The 14,468-nt window shown below is 63.1% G+C and carries 16 protein-coding genes and 1 riboswitch; of the genes, 6 read left to right on the forward strand and 10 right to left on the reverse strand.

Annotation, left to right across the window (positions count from 1 at the left end; translation table 11 throughout):
• Positions 1 to 37 precede the first annotated feature (37 nt).
• Positions 38 to 475 carry a hypothetical protein gene (locus tag AC0L3N_RS11925; RefSeq protein WP_473547782.1) on the reverse strand — a complete coding sequence of 146 codons (438 nt, stop codon included), beginning with the start codon at positions 473 to 475 and terminating at the stop codon, positions 38 to 40.
• A gap of 234 nt (positions 476 to 709) precedes the next feature.
• On the opposite strand from AC0L3N_RS11925, the gene AC0L3N_RS11930 reads away from it, so the two are divergent.
• Positions 710 to 1,147, forward strand: a complete 438-nt coding sequence (locus tag AC0L3N_RS11930) for a CBS domain-containing protein (RefSeq protein ID WP_473547783.1) — start codon at positions 710 to 712, stop codon at positions 1,145 to 1,147.
• Positions 1,148 to 1,224: 77 nt separating this feature from the next.
• Here the strand turns inward: AC0L3N_RS11930 and AC0L3N_RS11935 are convergent, their stop codons facing one another.
• The 4 genes from AC0L3N_RS11935 to AC0L3N_RS11950 form a co-directional block, all read right to left on the reverse strand.
• The gene (locus tag AC0L3N_RS11935; RefSeq protein WP_473547784.1) at positions 1,225 to 1,704 is read right to left on the reverse strand and encodes a YybH family protein; all 480 of its coding nucleotides are present in this window, start codon (positions 1,702 to 1,704) and stop codon (positions 1,225 to 1,227) included.
• Complete coding sequence (locus AC0L3N_RS11940) at positions 1,701 to 1,925, reverse strand: hypothetical protein (protein ID WP_473547785.1); 225 nt, start codon at positions 1,923 to 1,925, stop codon at positions 1,701 to 1,703. The genes AC0L3N_RS11935 and AC0L3N_RS11940 overlap by 4 nt, the downstream gene beginning before the upstream one ends.
• Positions 1,926 to 2,013: 88 nt before the next feature.
• Entirely contained in the window at positions 2,014 to 3,135 is a 1,122-nt protein-coding gene (locus AC0L3N_RS11945; protein ID WP_473547786.1) for an NAD(P)/FAD-dependent oxidoreductase, read from the reverse strand.
• 2 nt (positions 3,136 to 3,137) lie between these two features.
• A complete protein-coding gene (locus tag AC0L3N_RS11950) occupies positions 3,138 to 3,263 on the reverse strand; it encodes a hypothetical protein (protein WP_258123042.1) in 126 nt (41 codons plus the stop codon).
• Between the two features lie 144 nt (positions 3,264 to 3,407).
• Between AC0L3N_RS11950 and AC0L3N_RS11955 the strand changes: the two genes are divergently transcribed.
• Complete coding sequence (locus AC0L3N_RS11955; protein WP_473547787.1) at positions 3,408 to 4,790, forward strand: aspartate aminotransferase family protein; 1,383 nt, start codon at positions 3,408 to 3,410, stop codon at positions 4,788 to 4,790.
• A gap of 72 nt (positions 4,791 to 4,862) precedes the next feature.
• On the opposite strand, the gene AC0L3N_RS11960 is transcribed toward AC0L3N_RS11955, so the two are convergent.
• Complete coding sequence (locus AC0L3N_RS11960; RefSeq protein ID WP_473547788.1) at positions 4,863 to 5,081, reverse strand: hypothetical protein; 219 nt, start codon at positions 5,079 to 5,081, stop codon at positions 4,863 to 4,865.
• A gap of 23 nt (positions 5,082 to 5,104) precedes the next feature.
• A riboswitch (TPP riboswitch) is annotated at positions 5,105 to 5,217 on the forward strand.
• Between AC0L3N_RS11960 and AC0L3N_RS11965 the strand changes: the two genes are divergently transcribed.
• Both AC0L3N_RS11965 and AC0L3N_RS11970 read left to right on the forward strand, forming a co-directional pair.
• Positions 5,208 to 5,816 (forward strand): YkoF family thiamine/hydroxymethylpyrimidine-binding protein, encoded by a 609-nt coding sequence (locus tag AC0L3N_RS11965; protein ID WP_473547789.1) that lies wholly within the window; start codon positions 5,208 to 5,210, stop codon positions 5,814 to 5,816. (Overlaps the previous riboswitch by 10 nt.)
• Positions 5,817 to 6,028: 212 nt before the next feature.
• On the forward strand, positions 6,029 to 6,955 hold the full coding sequence (locus tag AC0L3N_RS11970; protein WP_473547790.1) for an MBL fold metallo-hydrolase: 927 nt from the start codon (positions 6,029 to 6,031) through the stop codon (positions 6,953 to 6,955).
• A 133-nt stretch (positions 6,956 to 7,088) separates the two neighbouring features.
• On the opposite strand, the gene AC0L3N_RS11975 is transcribed toward AC0L3N_RS11970, so the two are convergent.
• The 4 genes from AC0L3N_RS11975 to AC0L3N_RS11990 form a co-directional block, all read right to left on the reverse strand.
• Complete coding sequence (locus AC0L3N_RS11975; RefSeq protein ID WP_473547791.1) at positions 7,089 to 8,198, reverse strand: alcohol dehydrogenase family protein; 1,110 nt, start codon at positions 8,196 to 8,198, stop codon at positions 7,089 to 7,091.
• 9 nt (positions 8,199 to 8,207) lie between these two features.
• Positions 8,208 to 9,587 carry an aminotransferase gene (locus AC0L3N_RS11980; RefSeq protein ID WP_473547792.1) on the reverse strand — a complete coding sequence of 460 codons (1,380 nt, stop codon included), beginning with the start codon at positions 9,585 to 9,587 and terminating at the stop codon, positions 8,208 to 8,210.
• A 186-nt stretch (positions 9,588 to 9,773) separates the two neighbouring features.
• Entirely contained in the window at positions 9,774 to 11,267 is a 1,494-nt protein-coding gene (locus tag AC0L3N_RS11985; RefSeq protein ID WP_473547793.1) for an NAD-dependent succinate-semialdehyde dehydrogenase, read from the reverse strand.
• Positions 11,268 to 11,513: 246 nt separating this feature from the next.
• Complete coding sequence (locus AC0L3N_RS11990; protein ID WP_473547794.1) at positions 11,514 to 12,005, reverse strand: Lrp/AsnC family transcriptional regulator; 492 nt, start codon at positions 12,003 to 12,005, stop codon at positions 11,514 to 11,516.
• 83 nt (positions 12,006 to 12,088) lie between these two features.
• On the opposite strand from AC0L3N_RS11990, the gene ehuR reads away from it, so the two are divergent.
• A complete protein-coding gene (ehuR, locus tag AC0L3N_RS11995) occupies positions 12,089 to 13,474 on the forward strand; it encodes a MocR-like ectoine utilization transcription factor EhuR (protein WP_473547795.1) in 1,386 nt (461 codons plus the stop codon).
• A gap of 122 nt (positions 13,475 to 13,596) precedes the next feature.
• Positions 13,597 to 14,382 carry an ectoine/hydroxyectoine ABC transporter ATP-binding protein EhuA gene (gene ehuA / locus AC0L3N_RS12000; protein ID WP_473547796.1) on the forward strand — a complete coding sequence of 262 codons (786 nt, stop codon included), beginning with the start codon at positions 13,597 to 13,599 and terminating at the stop codon, positions 14,380 to 14,382.
• Positions 14,383 to 14,468: the final 86 nt, after the last annotated feature.

The following is a 14,468-nucleotide window of genomic DNA, read 5'->3' on the forward strand; positions in this document are numbered from 1 at the left end:
AGCCGGGTGGTCCGGTCCGCCACGCCCGGATCGCCGATCAGGTGGTTGTCTGGATGATCAGCGTCAGCATGCCATCGCCATCGATGTTGGCGGCAACAACTTGCGAGGAATCCAGTCCGCTCGCCGCCAGCGCCGTTGCTGCCTGCGGCGACGCATCGATCGAGCTCTGCAGGGTAAGCAGATCTTCAACGCTGGTCTGGGTGATCACGGCCTCGGCTTGTGTCTTGAGTTCCGGCGGCAGATCCTCGAGGGCGACAATCGCAATGCCAGTAAAATTCTGGTCGGTGAAACCTTGATCCGGCAGGGCTTGGTCAGGCAGGGCCTGGTCAGGCGTTTGGTTAGGCAAGCTTGGATCGGGCAGGGCTTCCGGAGCCGGGGGTGTGATTTGAGGAAGCTGCGGGCCGGTGGATTGCGCGTGGATCGGCTGCGCCAGGGCCAATCCCGAAAGGGCGGCAATTGTCGTCAATATGCGCATGATCGTTCCTTCCGTTTTCCGTTTTGCTCGGGGAGGATCACTTGGTGATCACACAACCATCGTGCCGGATTATGGTTCCCGTCCGCCACTGATATGGCCCGTGGCAGAGCTATCCCGTCGCGCGTGCCCGCTGCGCGTGGTCGAAAGATGGAACAATTTCTAAAGGCGTTCATTCTCCCCTGATCACACCTTCATCACAGGATCGGCGGGGCGCTGCAGCTCGAGGAGAAGGCTATGAGAATCAGCGAGTGCATGACACGGAATGTTCAGGTCGCCAGTCCGGACCAGTCCTTGCGGGATGCCGCACGAGCCATGGCCGATCTTGACGCCGGTGTTCTGCCGGTCGGTGAGAATGACCGGCTGGTCGGCATGATCACGGACCGCGACATTGCCGTGCGTGGCATCGCGGAGGGCAGAGGTCCCGATGCCAAGATCAGGGATGTGATGAGCGCGGAGGTACAATGCTGCTTTGACGACCAGGAAGTCGGTGATGTCCTTCAGAATATGCGCGAACTCAAAGTGCGGCGAATGCCGGTGATCAGCCGCGACCGGCGGCTGGTTGGGATTGTCTCGCTCGGCGACCTAGCCACGAATGGCGAGCCCGCCTGGGCCGGCGAAGCGCTGGGCGGCATTTCGCAGCCGGGCGGCCACCATTCGCAGACGGCGCATTGATGCATCATCATTGAGTTTGAGGTTCCTGCTCCATCGACGGCAGGAACTTCGAACTCCAGACATGCGCTGGGCCGACGCTACGCAACCGAGAATCGATCGATGACCCACAGCCATGTCCCGTCGCCTTGGCGGCGGGCGACCTCGGCGGTTACGGTGCCATCGGGAAGACGGGTTGACGTCAGCGCCAGGTCTCCGTTGACAACGGCCGGGGCCTGATTTCCGGCAGCAAATTTTCGGCCCGTTGCGGTGATGTCGGCGAAGAGTGCCCGGATCGCTTCGCAACCACGCGTCAGTCGCCCTTCACCGCTGTCGACGACGGCATGCGGCTCAAAAAGCGCGGCCATGCCGTCGATGTCTCCCGCCCACTGCCGGGAGATCAGCAGGCGCTCCAAATCCTGGGGATCACGCGCCGGCTCGCGGCCTGTTTCATTTGTCATGGTGAGACTCCCTCCGACGCTCGGTACCAAAGCGTTCGATCCTCGGTCAAGTTTCGTTGCAAGACGATCTGTCGAAGCGCCGCCATGGCCGATCGCGAGGTAGCGCAGCTTGGCGATCATCCTCCCCGGCCAGTATCACAGTCGGCAACAGCGCCATTCGGCGGCGCTTGCGCGGCGCCGGTGCTGCGGCTGTCGTTGAGGAAGTCGGCGATCCTTGCCGCCGACTTCACCGAGGCGAAGGTGAGCAGCCGGTCGTGATGGACGACGGGCTCGCCGGCCTCATTGTCCCAGATCTCGAACCGGCAGCTTGGGTTCGGCATGGCTTCGAAACGGTTCTTCATATCGATGGTCCCGGTGATCGTCGGACCCAGGTTCCGCGACCCCGGCTTACGGATGGCTTACGGGCGCGCTCGCGCGGGTCGCCTTCGGCTAGCTGGCCTTCGGCGCGACGCACTTCGCGACATGGTCGGCGATCGCTAGGCCTGACGTCAGGCCGGGACTCTCGATGCCGAACAGATTGACCAGGCCCTCCACGCCATGCACCGCCGCATCCTGGATGACGAAGTCGGCATTGGCTTCGCCGGGACCGGAGAGCTTCGGCCGGATGCCGCTATAGGCCGGCTGCAGGCTGCCATCGGCCAGGTCCGGCCAGTATTTGCGGATCTCGTCGTAGAAGCGCTCGCCACGCGTTGGATCGACGCGATAGTCGAGTTGATCCGTCCATTCGACGTCAGGTCCGAAGCGGGCGACGCCGTCGAGGTCGAGCGTCAGATGGACGCCGAGCCCGCCGGGTTCGGGCACGGGATAGACCAGCCGTGAGAATGGCGCCCGGCCGGCGACCGAAAAGTAATTGCCCTTGGCATAGCGAAGATCTGGCACGAATTGCGGGTCGAGCCCGTCAAGCGAGCTGGCAAGTGCTGTGGCGCCAAGCCCGGCGGCGTTGATGAAGCGGGTGGTGGCGATTTCAAAGTGCTCGCCGCTTGTGCTGTCGACCGTGTCGAGCGCGATGCGCCCGCCCTCGATGCGGCCGCAGACGATGCGGGTGTTGAGGCTGAGCGCCGCCCCGTGCTCCTCGGCGTCGCCCAGCAGCGCAAGCATCAGGGCATGGCTGTCGATGATGCCGGTGGCGGGAGACAAAAGGGCCGCCGTGCACCGCAGCTTGGGCTCCAGCCTGCGCGCCTCTGCTGCGGTCAAGCGCGTCAAATCGCCCGCGCCGCAAGCAGAGGCGTTGGCCAGGATGGAAGCGAGCACCGGCTCCTGTTCGGCATCCGTGGCGACGATGAGCTTGCCGCAGCGCGCATGCGGCACCGCCCGCTCCTGGCAATAACGGTAGAGCTTTTCCCGGCCTGGCAGGCAGAGCTGGGCCTTCAGCGATCCGGCCGGATAGTAGATTCCGGCATGGATGACCTCGGAATTGCGCGAACTGGTCCCGGTGCCGATGGCGTTCTCGGCCTCGAGGATCAGGGTATCCATGCCACGCCGCGCCATCTCTCGCGCGATCGCAAGGCCAATGACGCCGGCGCCGGCGACGATGCAGTCGACATGGTCCACGATCAGGCCACCTCAGCCTTGTTGTTGTGCCTGCTGGTGACCCGTTCGGGGATCAAGTCTTGGCGACGCGCACCGCCGGCTTGGCGCAGGTTCTCGCGTTCCGCAGCCTCGAAGCTGAAATTCTGCATGTCTTCCGTCCATCCGCCAGCCCTTCCGAAATGGCTTGACACCCTTACAAGAAACGGATGCACCAAACAGCATTAATTCAGAGGCCGATGCGCGAGCCGAACGGCGGCAGGACGCACGTCCCGGCATGCAGGACAGGAGCCATCATGGACGCTCGACCGAATTCTCCCGAAGCCCGCGACATCAGCTACCACATGCACGGCTACACCAATGCCCGCAAGCATGAGGAAGCAGGGCCACTCGTCATCGAGAAGGGCGACGGCATCTATGTCGAGGATCTCGCCGGCAACCGCTATATCGAGGCGATGGCCGGACTTTGGAGCGTCGCGGTCGGCTTTTCGGAGAAGCGGCTGGTCGATGCGGCGGTGCGCCAGATGTCCAAGCTGCCTTACTATCACGACTTCGGCTCTAAATCGCATTCGCCGCTGATCGATCTCGCCGAGAAGCTTGTGCAGATGGCGCCAGTGCCGATGAGCAAGGCGTATTTCACCAATTCCGGCTCCGAGGCCAACGATACGGCCATGAAGATGATCTGGTACCGGTCGAATGCGATCGGCCAACCGGCACGCAAGAAGATCATCAGCCGCAATCGCGGCTATCACGGCGTCACCATTGCCGCGGCAAGCCTGACCGGCCTGCCCAACAACCACACTTCCTTCGACCTGCCGATTGCCAATGTGCTGCATACGGCGACGCCGCACCATTGGCGCGATGGGTTGCCAAATGAAAGCGAAGAGCAGTTTTCGAGCCGGCTTGCCGACGACTTGGAAAAGCTGATCCTGGCCGAAGGACCGGAAACCATCGCCGCCTTCTTCGGCGAACCGATCATGGGCGCCGGCGGCGTCATCGTGCCGCCGGCCGGCTATTGGGAGAAGATCCAGGCGGTCCTGTCGAAATACGACATCCTGCTCGTCGCCGACGAGGTGATCTGCGGTTTTGGCCGAACCGGCGAGATGTTCGGCTCGCAGACCTTCGGCATCAGGCCTGATATCATGGTGCTGTCGAAGCAGATTTCTTCGTCCTACCTGCCGATCTCGGCCTTGCTGATCAACGAAAAGGTTTTCGAGCCGATTGCCGACGAAAGCAATCGCATCGGCACCTTCGGCCACGGCTTCACCGGCGGCGGCCATCCCGTTGCGGCGGCGGTCGCGTTCGAGAACCTGAAGCTGATCGAGGAGCGCGACCTTGTCGGCAATGCGCGCAGGGTCGGCGCGCATATGCAGAAGCGGCTGCGCAAGCTCGCTACGCACCCGCTTGTCGGCGAGGTGCGCGGAGTCGGCCTGATCGCGGCGGTCGAACTGGTCGGCGACAAGGCGAACAAGACGCCGTGGGAGACGGTCGGCGCGCTGGGCGGGCTCGTCAACGGTTTCATGCAGCAGAACGGCGTGATATCCCGCAACATGGCCGACGCGCTGGCTTTCTGTCCGCCGCTGATCATCACCGAGCCACAGGTCGATGAGATGATCGACGCGTTCGAAAGATCGCTTGAAGCCGCGGTCAAGCAGATCCCGCAATTGGCGCGCGCGTAACGGCATGATCTCGAGCGACGCAATCGGCGTTATAAGAAAACTGCGAAAAACTTATAACGCCGCAGGAGAGGATCAGGAATCCTTGTTGCAGTCGTGCAGCCAAATCAGAATGGTTTTGCAGATAAACAAAGCCATCACGAAAAACGCCTCGTGAAAGCCGCCGCGTATTGAGCGTTGAAAGCCAGGTACGCTTTGAGCCTTGCTGCGGCATCCAATCTTCCGCCGGGGGAGATCGGCAGCTTTGCCGGCGGCGCCACGATCGGCAATTGCCCCCGGATCGTACTTGAACATCCACCGCGCCGGTGCTACGTCCACCCAATCGACAGGGGCGCTCCGTATTGCCGGGGCTGAGATGGAAGGTGCCAAGCCTTCGGTCCCTCAAGCTGATCTGGGTAATGCCAGCGGAGCGAGGCGACGATGTTTTCAGGTGCACAGATTTCCCTGTATCCGATGTGCGACGATTTCGTCGGCGTCATCCTCAAAGCACTTTCGGCGATGGATTCCTATCGGCCGAATTTCCGCATCGAGACCGACGACATCTCGACGCTGATCGTCGGCCCGCCGGAACAGCTTTTCCCGGCCATGCGCGATCTGTTCGCCTCGGCGGCGGCAAGTGGCGTGCACTGCGTGTTGTCGGCGACGGTGTCGCGCGGCTGCCCCGGCGAGCCCGACGATCCGATCTGCACACCGATTTCCGGCAGCAGTCACGAGCTCTCCCTGGCCGAGCGCATCGGCGCGGCGCGGTCGTATGTTGACGGTGCGAAAAAGCTCGGCCAAGAGGTCGCCGCGCAGTTCTCGCTCTATCCGCTCGGCGAGGGCCATCACATGGACGAGATCTACGGCTGCATCGACTTTCTCAAGACTTCGGGCGTCTTCGACAGGTCGAAGAATTTCTGCACCAAGCTTAGAGGCGATGCCGGACCGGTGTTCGCGACGCTATCGGAAGCCTTCCTTCGCTTCGGCGCGCCGCAAGGCCATGTCGCGCTCGATTTTACCGTGTCGGCGAACAGCCCGAGCCCTTGTTAGGGCGTGCCGATATTCATCCGGCCTGCGAACGGCGGTCTCCTGCGCTTCCGGTACTCACGTATCCAAAAGTACGCTCCGTTCCGGTTCTCGGACCCCACCATTCTCGGCTCGGCGACGACCTCGATCGGCCGGCCCTGATCGCCGCATTCACGGCGGCCTTGTGCAGTGCCGAGCGCCGTTGATATGCTCGCTCATTCAGTCAGCGGGGAAGGATGTTCGATATCTCGCGTCGTGACCTGCCGATCACGTTTGTCGACGCGGCCTGCGCTCAACAGGCCGTCGCTCAACCTTTCCGAAAATACAAGGTTGGCGACATTGAAGTCTTCTCTCTGATTGATGGCATGCGTGACGTTCCGCTGCGGGAGGGTATGGTCAGGAATGTCAGCGTCGAACAGGTCAAGGCGGCGTTGCGTGGTGCCGGTTTTCCCGACAATCAGGCGCCCCTGCGGTTTATCGTCATGGCCGTCAAGCTGCGCGATCAAGTGGTCCTGATCGACTCGGGCACGGGCGGTCATCCGATTTATGGTGAAGGGAACGGCCGGCTATTCGAGAGCATGGCCGCGGCGGGCCTTGACCCCAAGGCAGTCAAGACGATCCTGATCTCCCATCTGCACGGCGACCACATTTATGGTCTCATGAACAATGAGAGCAATGCCCAGGTCTTCCCGGATGCCGACATCGTGGTGCCCGCCGCGGAATTGAAATGGTGGACGCGCCCGGGGGTCGAGTCGATCGATCTCGGACCGACGCGCAAGGGCCTCGCCCAGCGCATTCAGGCCACCGTGGCGACGTGGAAAAACGTCAGGACCTTTGAGGGAGAACCGGAACTCCTGCCCGGCGTGCACGCCGTTCAGGCGCCGGGTCATAGCCCGGGAATGGTCGCGCATCTGGTCACATCGGGCGGCAAACAGTTCCTGATCAGCGCTGACGTGGTCAATCTTGCGCCCCACATTTCAACAAATCCCGAGTGGCAGCTTGCTATCGACCAGGATCCGCAAATGGCCGTCGAAACGCGAAAGAAGATCTTCGATCGCGCGGTCGCCGACAAGATCACCATTTCGGGTACTCACTGGTTGATGCCGAACGTCGGCACGCTGTCCAAGGATGGCAACAGCTACGTATTCGCAGCCGAGGGGTGATATCCCTGCCACACTACCCGTTGCCAACTAGACGACGACGGCTGCCCGTAGCGGACGAACCGGTCGGCGTCTGAGCCAGCTTTTGGCCCATCATGTCGATCGCAGAACTAAGCGAGAGCAATAATCTTGGCTGTCAACGGGTTGCAGCGAGGTCCGAGACAGCATCAGGCACGACAACTAACTTGCCGACAAAATCCTTGGCGATGAAATCCGCCTGGGCGCGGTGGAAATCGGAGAGCTTGTAGACCCCGCCGACCAGCGGCCGGATCTTCTTCTCCTCGATGTAGCGGACGATACGGCGGAAGTCGTGCCGCGTGCCCTGGCTGGACCCGTGCAGCTGCAATTGCTTGAGATACATGGTGCGCAGATCGAGCTGCACGACCGGGCCGGCAATCGCGCCGGCCGTTGTGTAGCGGCCTTCGGGCCGAAGAATGCGCAGCAGATCATTGAAGATCGCGCCGCCGACGAGGTCGGCAACCACGTCGATCGGCTGGCCGCCGGTCGCCGTGTTCACGGCGGCGGGAAGGTCGGCCACGCCACGGGTGATCACTGCCTCGGCGCCGATGTCGAGCACCGCCTGTTCCTTGCCCTTGCCGACGACGGCATAGGGAATGGCGCCGCGCGCCCGCGCCAATTGCACGATGCCGGAGCCGACGCCGCCCGACGCGCCGGTGACCAGCACGCGCTCTCCGGCCATCAATGCGGCGCGTTCCAGCATCTGTTCGCCGGTAAGGTAAGCGCAGCAGAAAGTGGCGAGTTCGACGTCAGTCAGGTCGGTAGCGACGACATGGACATTTTCGGCCGGCACGGCCTGGTACTCGGCATAGCCGCCGTCGCGGCCGTGGCCCATATAGTCGATGTCGGCGAGTGAATCATCGTCGCGGTTGTAGATGGAAAAATCGACCATCACCCGCTCGCCGATGCGGGCCGAAGAAACACCATCGCCGACGGCAACGATGTTGCCGACGGTGTCGGTGCCCTGGATGCGCGGGAAAGTCAGCGTGTTGCCCTGACGCCGCCAGGTCGACACGGCGGCAGCATCTTCCTCCGTGCCGTAGGCGCCCTGTCGCACCCAGACATCGGTGTTGTTCATGCCGCAAGCGGTGACCTTGACCAGCACCTCGCCCGGGGCGGGCGAGGGCACTTTCACGTCGGTGCGATAGACAAGCTTTTCCGGTCCGCCGTAACCGGTCAGAAGCACGGCGGCCATGGTGGCGGGGAGGGGTTTGGTTATGGCATTCATGTCGGTTCTTCAGAGGTTCGCAAACACGCTCTTCACCGCATCTGCCGTCTTTGAGACGACGATGTCGGCCTCTTCGCGGGTGAGGCACAGCGGCGGCGCAAAGCCGAGAATGTCGCCCTGCGGCATGGCGCGGCCGATGACGCCGCGCTCGGCAAGGGCGGTTGCGACCTGCGGCCCGATCTTTTGCGAGGCATCGAAGAACACGCGATCGTCCCGGTCGGCGACGAATTCGATAGCCGCCAGCATTCCGTCACCGCGCACCTCGCCGACATTCTTGTGGCCGCCGACGGCTTTCGCCAGCTCGGCGCGGAAATAGGCGCCGGTCTCGCCGGCGTTGGTGACCAGGTCCATCTCGTCAATCAGTTCCAGGTTGGCGACGCCGGCGGCAACGCAGATCGGATGCGCCGAATAGGTCCAGCCATGGCCTATGCTGCCGAGCTTGTCGGAGCCCTGCACCAGCACCTGCCAGACCTTGTCCGAGACGATGACACCCGACAGCGGCGCATAGGCCGAGGTCAGGCCCTTGGCGATGGTGATCAGGTCGGGCCTGATGCCGTAATGGTCGGAGCCGAACATCGTGCCCAACCGGCCAAAGCCGGTGACCACTTCGTCGGCGACCAGCAGCACATCATATTTTTTCAGCACCGCCTGGATCTTTTCCCAATAGAGAGCGGGCGGCGGCACGATGCCGCCGGTGCCGAGGATCGGCTCGCCGATGAAGGCGGCAACCGTGTCCGGGCCCTCAGCCAGGATCATCTCTTCGAGCTTGTCGGCGCAGTATTGGGAAAACTGTTCCTCGCTCAGCGAGCGGTCGGCGCGGCGGAAATAGTAGGGCGCTTCGGTGTGCAGGATCGGCGCACGCGGCAGGTCGAAGGCGTTGTGGAACAGGTCGAGCCCAGTCAGCGACCCCGTCATGACGCCGGAGCCGTGATAGCCGCGCCAGCGCGAGATGATCTTCTTCTTCTCGGGACGGCCGAGCACGTTGTTGTAGTACCAGATCAGCTTGATGTTGGTTTCGTTGGCGTCGGAGCCGGAGAGGCCGAAATAGACCCTCGACATGCCTTGCGGCGCCCGGTCGATGATCATCTTGGAAAGCGTGATCGACGCCTCGGTGCCGTGGCCGACATAGGCGTGGTAGTAGGCCAGGTTCTTGGCTTGCGCGGCGATGGCGTCTGATATCTTCTGGCGGCCATAGCCGACATTGACGCAATAGAGGCCGGCGAAGGCATCGATGCTCTTGCGCCCGTTGTTGTCCCAGATGGTGACGCCTTCGCCGCCGGCGATGACGCGGGTCGGCGATTCACCCCGTGCATGCGTGCCCATATGGGTCGAGGGATGGAAGAAGTGGTCGCGGTCCCAGGCGGCGAGTTCGTTGGACTGGTCGAGCATTTTTTTGACTCCTTAGAGAAAGATGGTCCCGACGCGGCGGCCTAAGGTGTGTCGAGATACAGGTCAGGCCGAGTCGAAAATGGTGGCTTCCGAGAACCGGAGCGGAGCGTACTTTTTCGTATGTGAGCACCGGAAGCGCAGGACGCCGCCATTTGCAGACCGGCATCACCTGAATGTCGATACACCTTACGCCACATCCAGGCAGAGATATCTAAGATCGGTAAAGGCTTCGAGCCCGTGGCGCGAGCCCTCGCGGCCGATGCCGGACTGTTTGACGCCGCCGAACGGGATCGGCGCGCCGGTGATCTTGACGCGGTTGATGGCGACCATACCGTAATCGAGCGTACGGCCCACGCGCAATTGGCGGCCGCCGTTCTCGGTGACGACATAGGCGACGAGCCCGTATTCGGAGGCGTTGGCGCGGGCGATGACCTCGTCTTCGCTGTCGAAGGGCGTCACGGCGGCGACCGGACCAAAAGTTTCCTCGCGCATGATCAGCGCGTCGTCGGTGACATCGGCGAGCAGGGTCGGCCGGTAGAACAGCGGTCCTGCAGAATCGCGTTTGCCACCGGTGAGGCAGCGTGCGCCATGGGCGAGCGCATCGGCGACCTGTTCCTCGACCTTCTTGACGCCGCGCTCGTGCATCAACGGCCCAATATCAGTGTCATCAGCCAGGCCATTGCCTGTCCGCAGCGTCTCGATGCGTCTGGCGAAGGCGGCGCAGAAACGATCATAAATCGGGCGCTGGACATAGATGCGGTTGGCGGCGAGGCAATCCTGGCCGGAAGTGGCGAATTTGGCATCGATGGCGACGGTCACAGCCTTGTCGAGATCGGCGTCGGCAAAGACGATCAGCGGCGCATGGCCGCCAAGCTCCATCACCAGCCGCTTCATCGTCGGCGCACTTTGCGCGGCGATAAGCCTGCCGATCTCGGTCGAGCCGGTGAAGCTCATGGCCCGGACGCGAGCGTCTTCGCACATCCGCCCAACGATGATCGAAGCCTTGCCGGTGAGAACGTTGAAGACGCCAGCCGGCAGGCCGGCGCGTTCGCCGAGTTCGGCCAGCGCCAGCGCCGACAGCGGCGTTTCCGAGGAAGGATGCGCCACGATCGTGCAGCCGGCGGCAAGGGCGGCCGCGGCCTTGCGGGTCAGCATGGCCGCGGGAAAATTCCACGGGGTGACGACGCCGACGACGCCGAGCGGTTCGCGCCGCACCATCATTTCGGCGTTCGGCAAATGGCTGGTGACGCTTTCGGCGTTGAGGCGTTTTGCCTCCTCGGCATACCACTCGACGAAGGAGGCGGCATAGTCGATCTCGCCTCGCGCTTCCCTAAGCGGCTTGCCCTGTTCCAGCGTCATCAACAGCGCCAGGTCCTCTTTGGCGCCGATGATCAGGTCGAACCATTTTCGCAGAATTTTCGAGCGCTCCTGCGGCAAAAGTCCTCGCCAGGCGGGAAAGGCACGCGACGCAGCATCGATCGCCTTGCTCGTTTGCCTGCTGTCGAGCGCGGCAACCCAAGCAACGGTGGCGCCTGTAGCAGGGTCGGTCACCTCGAAACTCTCGGCGGCCTCACTCGCAGTCCAGTGGCCGTCGACATAGGCGAGTTCGCGCAGCAGCCGGCGGTCGGTGAGCCGGTCGAGCGCTTCGTGGCGTTGTGGGCGGGCAAAATGCGCGGACATGTTCGAGGTCTCCCGGTTCGGAGTGATACGGAGAGACTATACGCGCCGCGCAGACAGAGAGGCTGTTTGGGTGCCTGCGCGTAGAGAGATTGTCTCTATTCGATCACCCGGGCAGACGATCTCTCTAGCCCTACGGCAGGCTGTAGCAAACCGTGGAGATTGGTGGAACCTCCTTGCTTCGCCCCAGGATGACGAAGCGACAAATGTCTCGGCTAATCTCCTAGGCGTGTGACCCGGGAGATCGACTCACGGTGACACCGGCAGCAGGTCGGCCACTGACAAGACAATCTCCTCCTTCACGGTCTTGGTGACGATGTAGGTGAAATAGCGGTCGATGCCGATCTCGCGTTCGAGCAGGGCGTCGACCAACCGCTGATAGGCGTCGATGTCGCGCGCCATCACTTTCAGCAGATAGTCGACGCCGCCGCCCACCGACCAGCAGGCGACGATTTCGGGGACGTCGCGGATGACGCGCTCGAAACGGTCGAAATCGGCCTGGCGGTGGCTGGCCAGCGTCACCTCCATCAGGACGGTTGCGACCGGCGCGACGGCGCGCATCGCAACCTTGGCGTGATAGCCGGAAACGATGCCGGCCTTTTCCAGCTTGCGCAGCCGCATCCAGCACGGCGTCGGCGACAGGCCGACCTTGTCGGCGAGCGCCAGCTTGGTGATGCGCCCGTCGCGCTGGACCGCGTCGAGGATTTTGAGGTCGATCTGATCGAGTTTCGGTGCGGCCATGAGCGTCCACTTTTTCGTCCCTGACACCATGACGGCGCATTATTTCGATTGTCAATTGCACTGATTTCGATCTCTAATATGTCATGACATTGTGGCGTCCAGATCCCGCGCTCATCCGGCGGCCGGCCTATCAATCGCTCGCCGACCAGTTCGCGCGCGCCATCCATGATGGGCGGCTGGCCAATGGCGCGCGGCTGCCGACGCATCGCCGGCTGGCCGACGAATTGAAGCTTTCGGTGCAGACAGTCAGCCGCGCCTATGAGGAACTGATCCGCCGGGGCCTGGTCTCCGGCGAGATCGGCCGCGGCAGCTTCGTGCAGACGCAGCGCCGCGAGCCGGAGCCGCCCTATCTGCCGGAACGCCTTGGCGAGGTCATCGACCTCTCGATTCTGAAGCCGGTCTGCGAGCCGATGCATCTGGAGCGACTGAAGCAGGCGCTGGGCTGGCTTGCCGAAAACCTGCCGTCGAGCTCTGCCCTGTCGTTCAGGCCGAACATGGTGTTCCCACGCCACCGCGCGGTGGCGGTCGAATGGCTGCGGCACTGCGGTCTCGACGTGTCCGCGCAGAATGTCAGCCTGACCAACGGCGCCACGGCCGGCATGACGGTGGCGCTGATGAGCGTGGCGCCGCCCGGTTCGACCGTCGCCACCGAAGCGATCGGCCATCACACGCTGATCCCGCTGGCGCGCTATCTCGGCTTCAACCTCGAGGGCCTGCCGATCGACGACAACGGCTTGATCCCGGAGGCGCTGGACGAGGCCTGCCGGCTTTCCGACATCCGCGCCGTGTTCGTGCAGCCTTCGGTGATCAACCCGACCGCAACGCTTATGGACGCCGCGCGGCGCGAGCAGATCGCCGCGGTGGCGCGCCGGCACGACATCGCGATCATCGAGAACGACGTGCTCGGCCCGCTGGTCGAGGCCCGTCCGCCGCCGGTCGCCGCCTTCGCACCCGAGCGCACGCTCTACGTCACCTCCTTCACCAAGATCGTCGTGCCGGGCCTGCGCATCGGCTATCTCGCGGCACCCGACCGCTATGCCGCCGCCGTCGCCAACCGCCATCTCGTCTCCAACTGGATGGCGACGCCGATGGTGGCCGAGATCGCGACAAAATGGGTGACCGACGGCACGGCGATGGGGCTTGTCCGCTGGCAGCGTTCGGCGCTGCGGCGGCGGCAGGAGATTGCTGCCCAGGTGCTTGCCGGGGTCGACTATCGTGCCCATCGCGACGGATTGCATCTGTGGCTGCAGCTGCCCGGCGACCGTGCCGAGGAGAGTTTCGTCGCGCAGGCCCGCCTGCAGGGCGTGGCGATCGCACCAGGCACATCGTTCCGTATCTCGGCGGCGCCCTGGCAGCCAGCGGTTCGGATCTCGCTGGGCTCGACCACCGAGGGGGAACTGCGCGCCGGCCTGAGCGTTGTCACCAAACTTCTGCTCGGCGACCCGGAGCATCTCCTGCTGGCGATCTAGGCAGACATTGCCGCGAAATTCTGCGGAGCCAGAAACATTGTCATGAGTTTATTTTCCTGATTGACATGATTTGGCGCGTTCCGCATCGTTAAAGCACAGCTTCTCCAGCACGGGGAAATTCTTTGTCCGCGCCCATCATCAAGATCGACGGCATTTCGAAAAGCTTCGGCACCTTCAAGGTTCTGGACGGCCTGTCGATGCAGGTCATGCCGCGCGAGAAGCTGGCGCTGATCGGCCCATCCGGCTCGGGCAAGACGACGATCCTGCGCATCCTGATGACGCTGGAGCGGATCGACAGCGGTCACATCCAGATCGATGGCGAGCAGCTTTACCACATGGAGCGCAACGGCCAGTTGCTGCCCGCCGACGAACGGCATCTGGCTAGAATGCGCCAGAAGATCGGCATGGTCTTCCAGCTGTTCAACCTGTTTCCGCACAAGAGCGTCATGGACAACGTCACGCTGGCGCCGATCCTGACCAAGGGTATGCCGCGCGCCGCCGCCGAAAAACGGGCGATGGAACTGCTCGACATGGTCGGCATGGCCGACAAGGCTAAAGCCATGCCGGCGCAGCTCTCCGGCGGCCAGAAGCAGCGCGTGGCGATCGCCCGAGCGCTGGCACTGCAGCCCAGGATCATGCTGTTCGACGAAGTGACATCGGCGCTCGATCCGGAACTGGTCGAGGAGGTGCTGAACGTCTTGTGGAGGCTCTGCTCCGAGACCGACATGACCATGCTGCTCGTCACCCACGAAATGGGTTTTGCCCATGATTTCGCCGACCGGGTTTTGTTCTTCGACCGCGGCAAGATTGTCGAAGAAGGCAAGCCCGACGAGATTTTCCGCAATCCCAAGCAGGAGCGCACGCAAGGCTTCCTGAAGAAGATCATCGCGGCCGGACATCGCGTCTGACTGCCATGCCAAGGCGGCAACGCCGTCCCCTCAGGGGCGGCGAAGCCGTCTCGACCAAAGCGAACCAAGAAGAGAAGCAAGGAGTT

The organism is Mesorhizobium sp. WSM4807, from assembly GCF_055811615.1.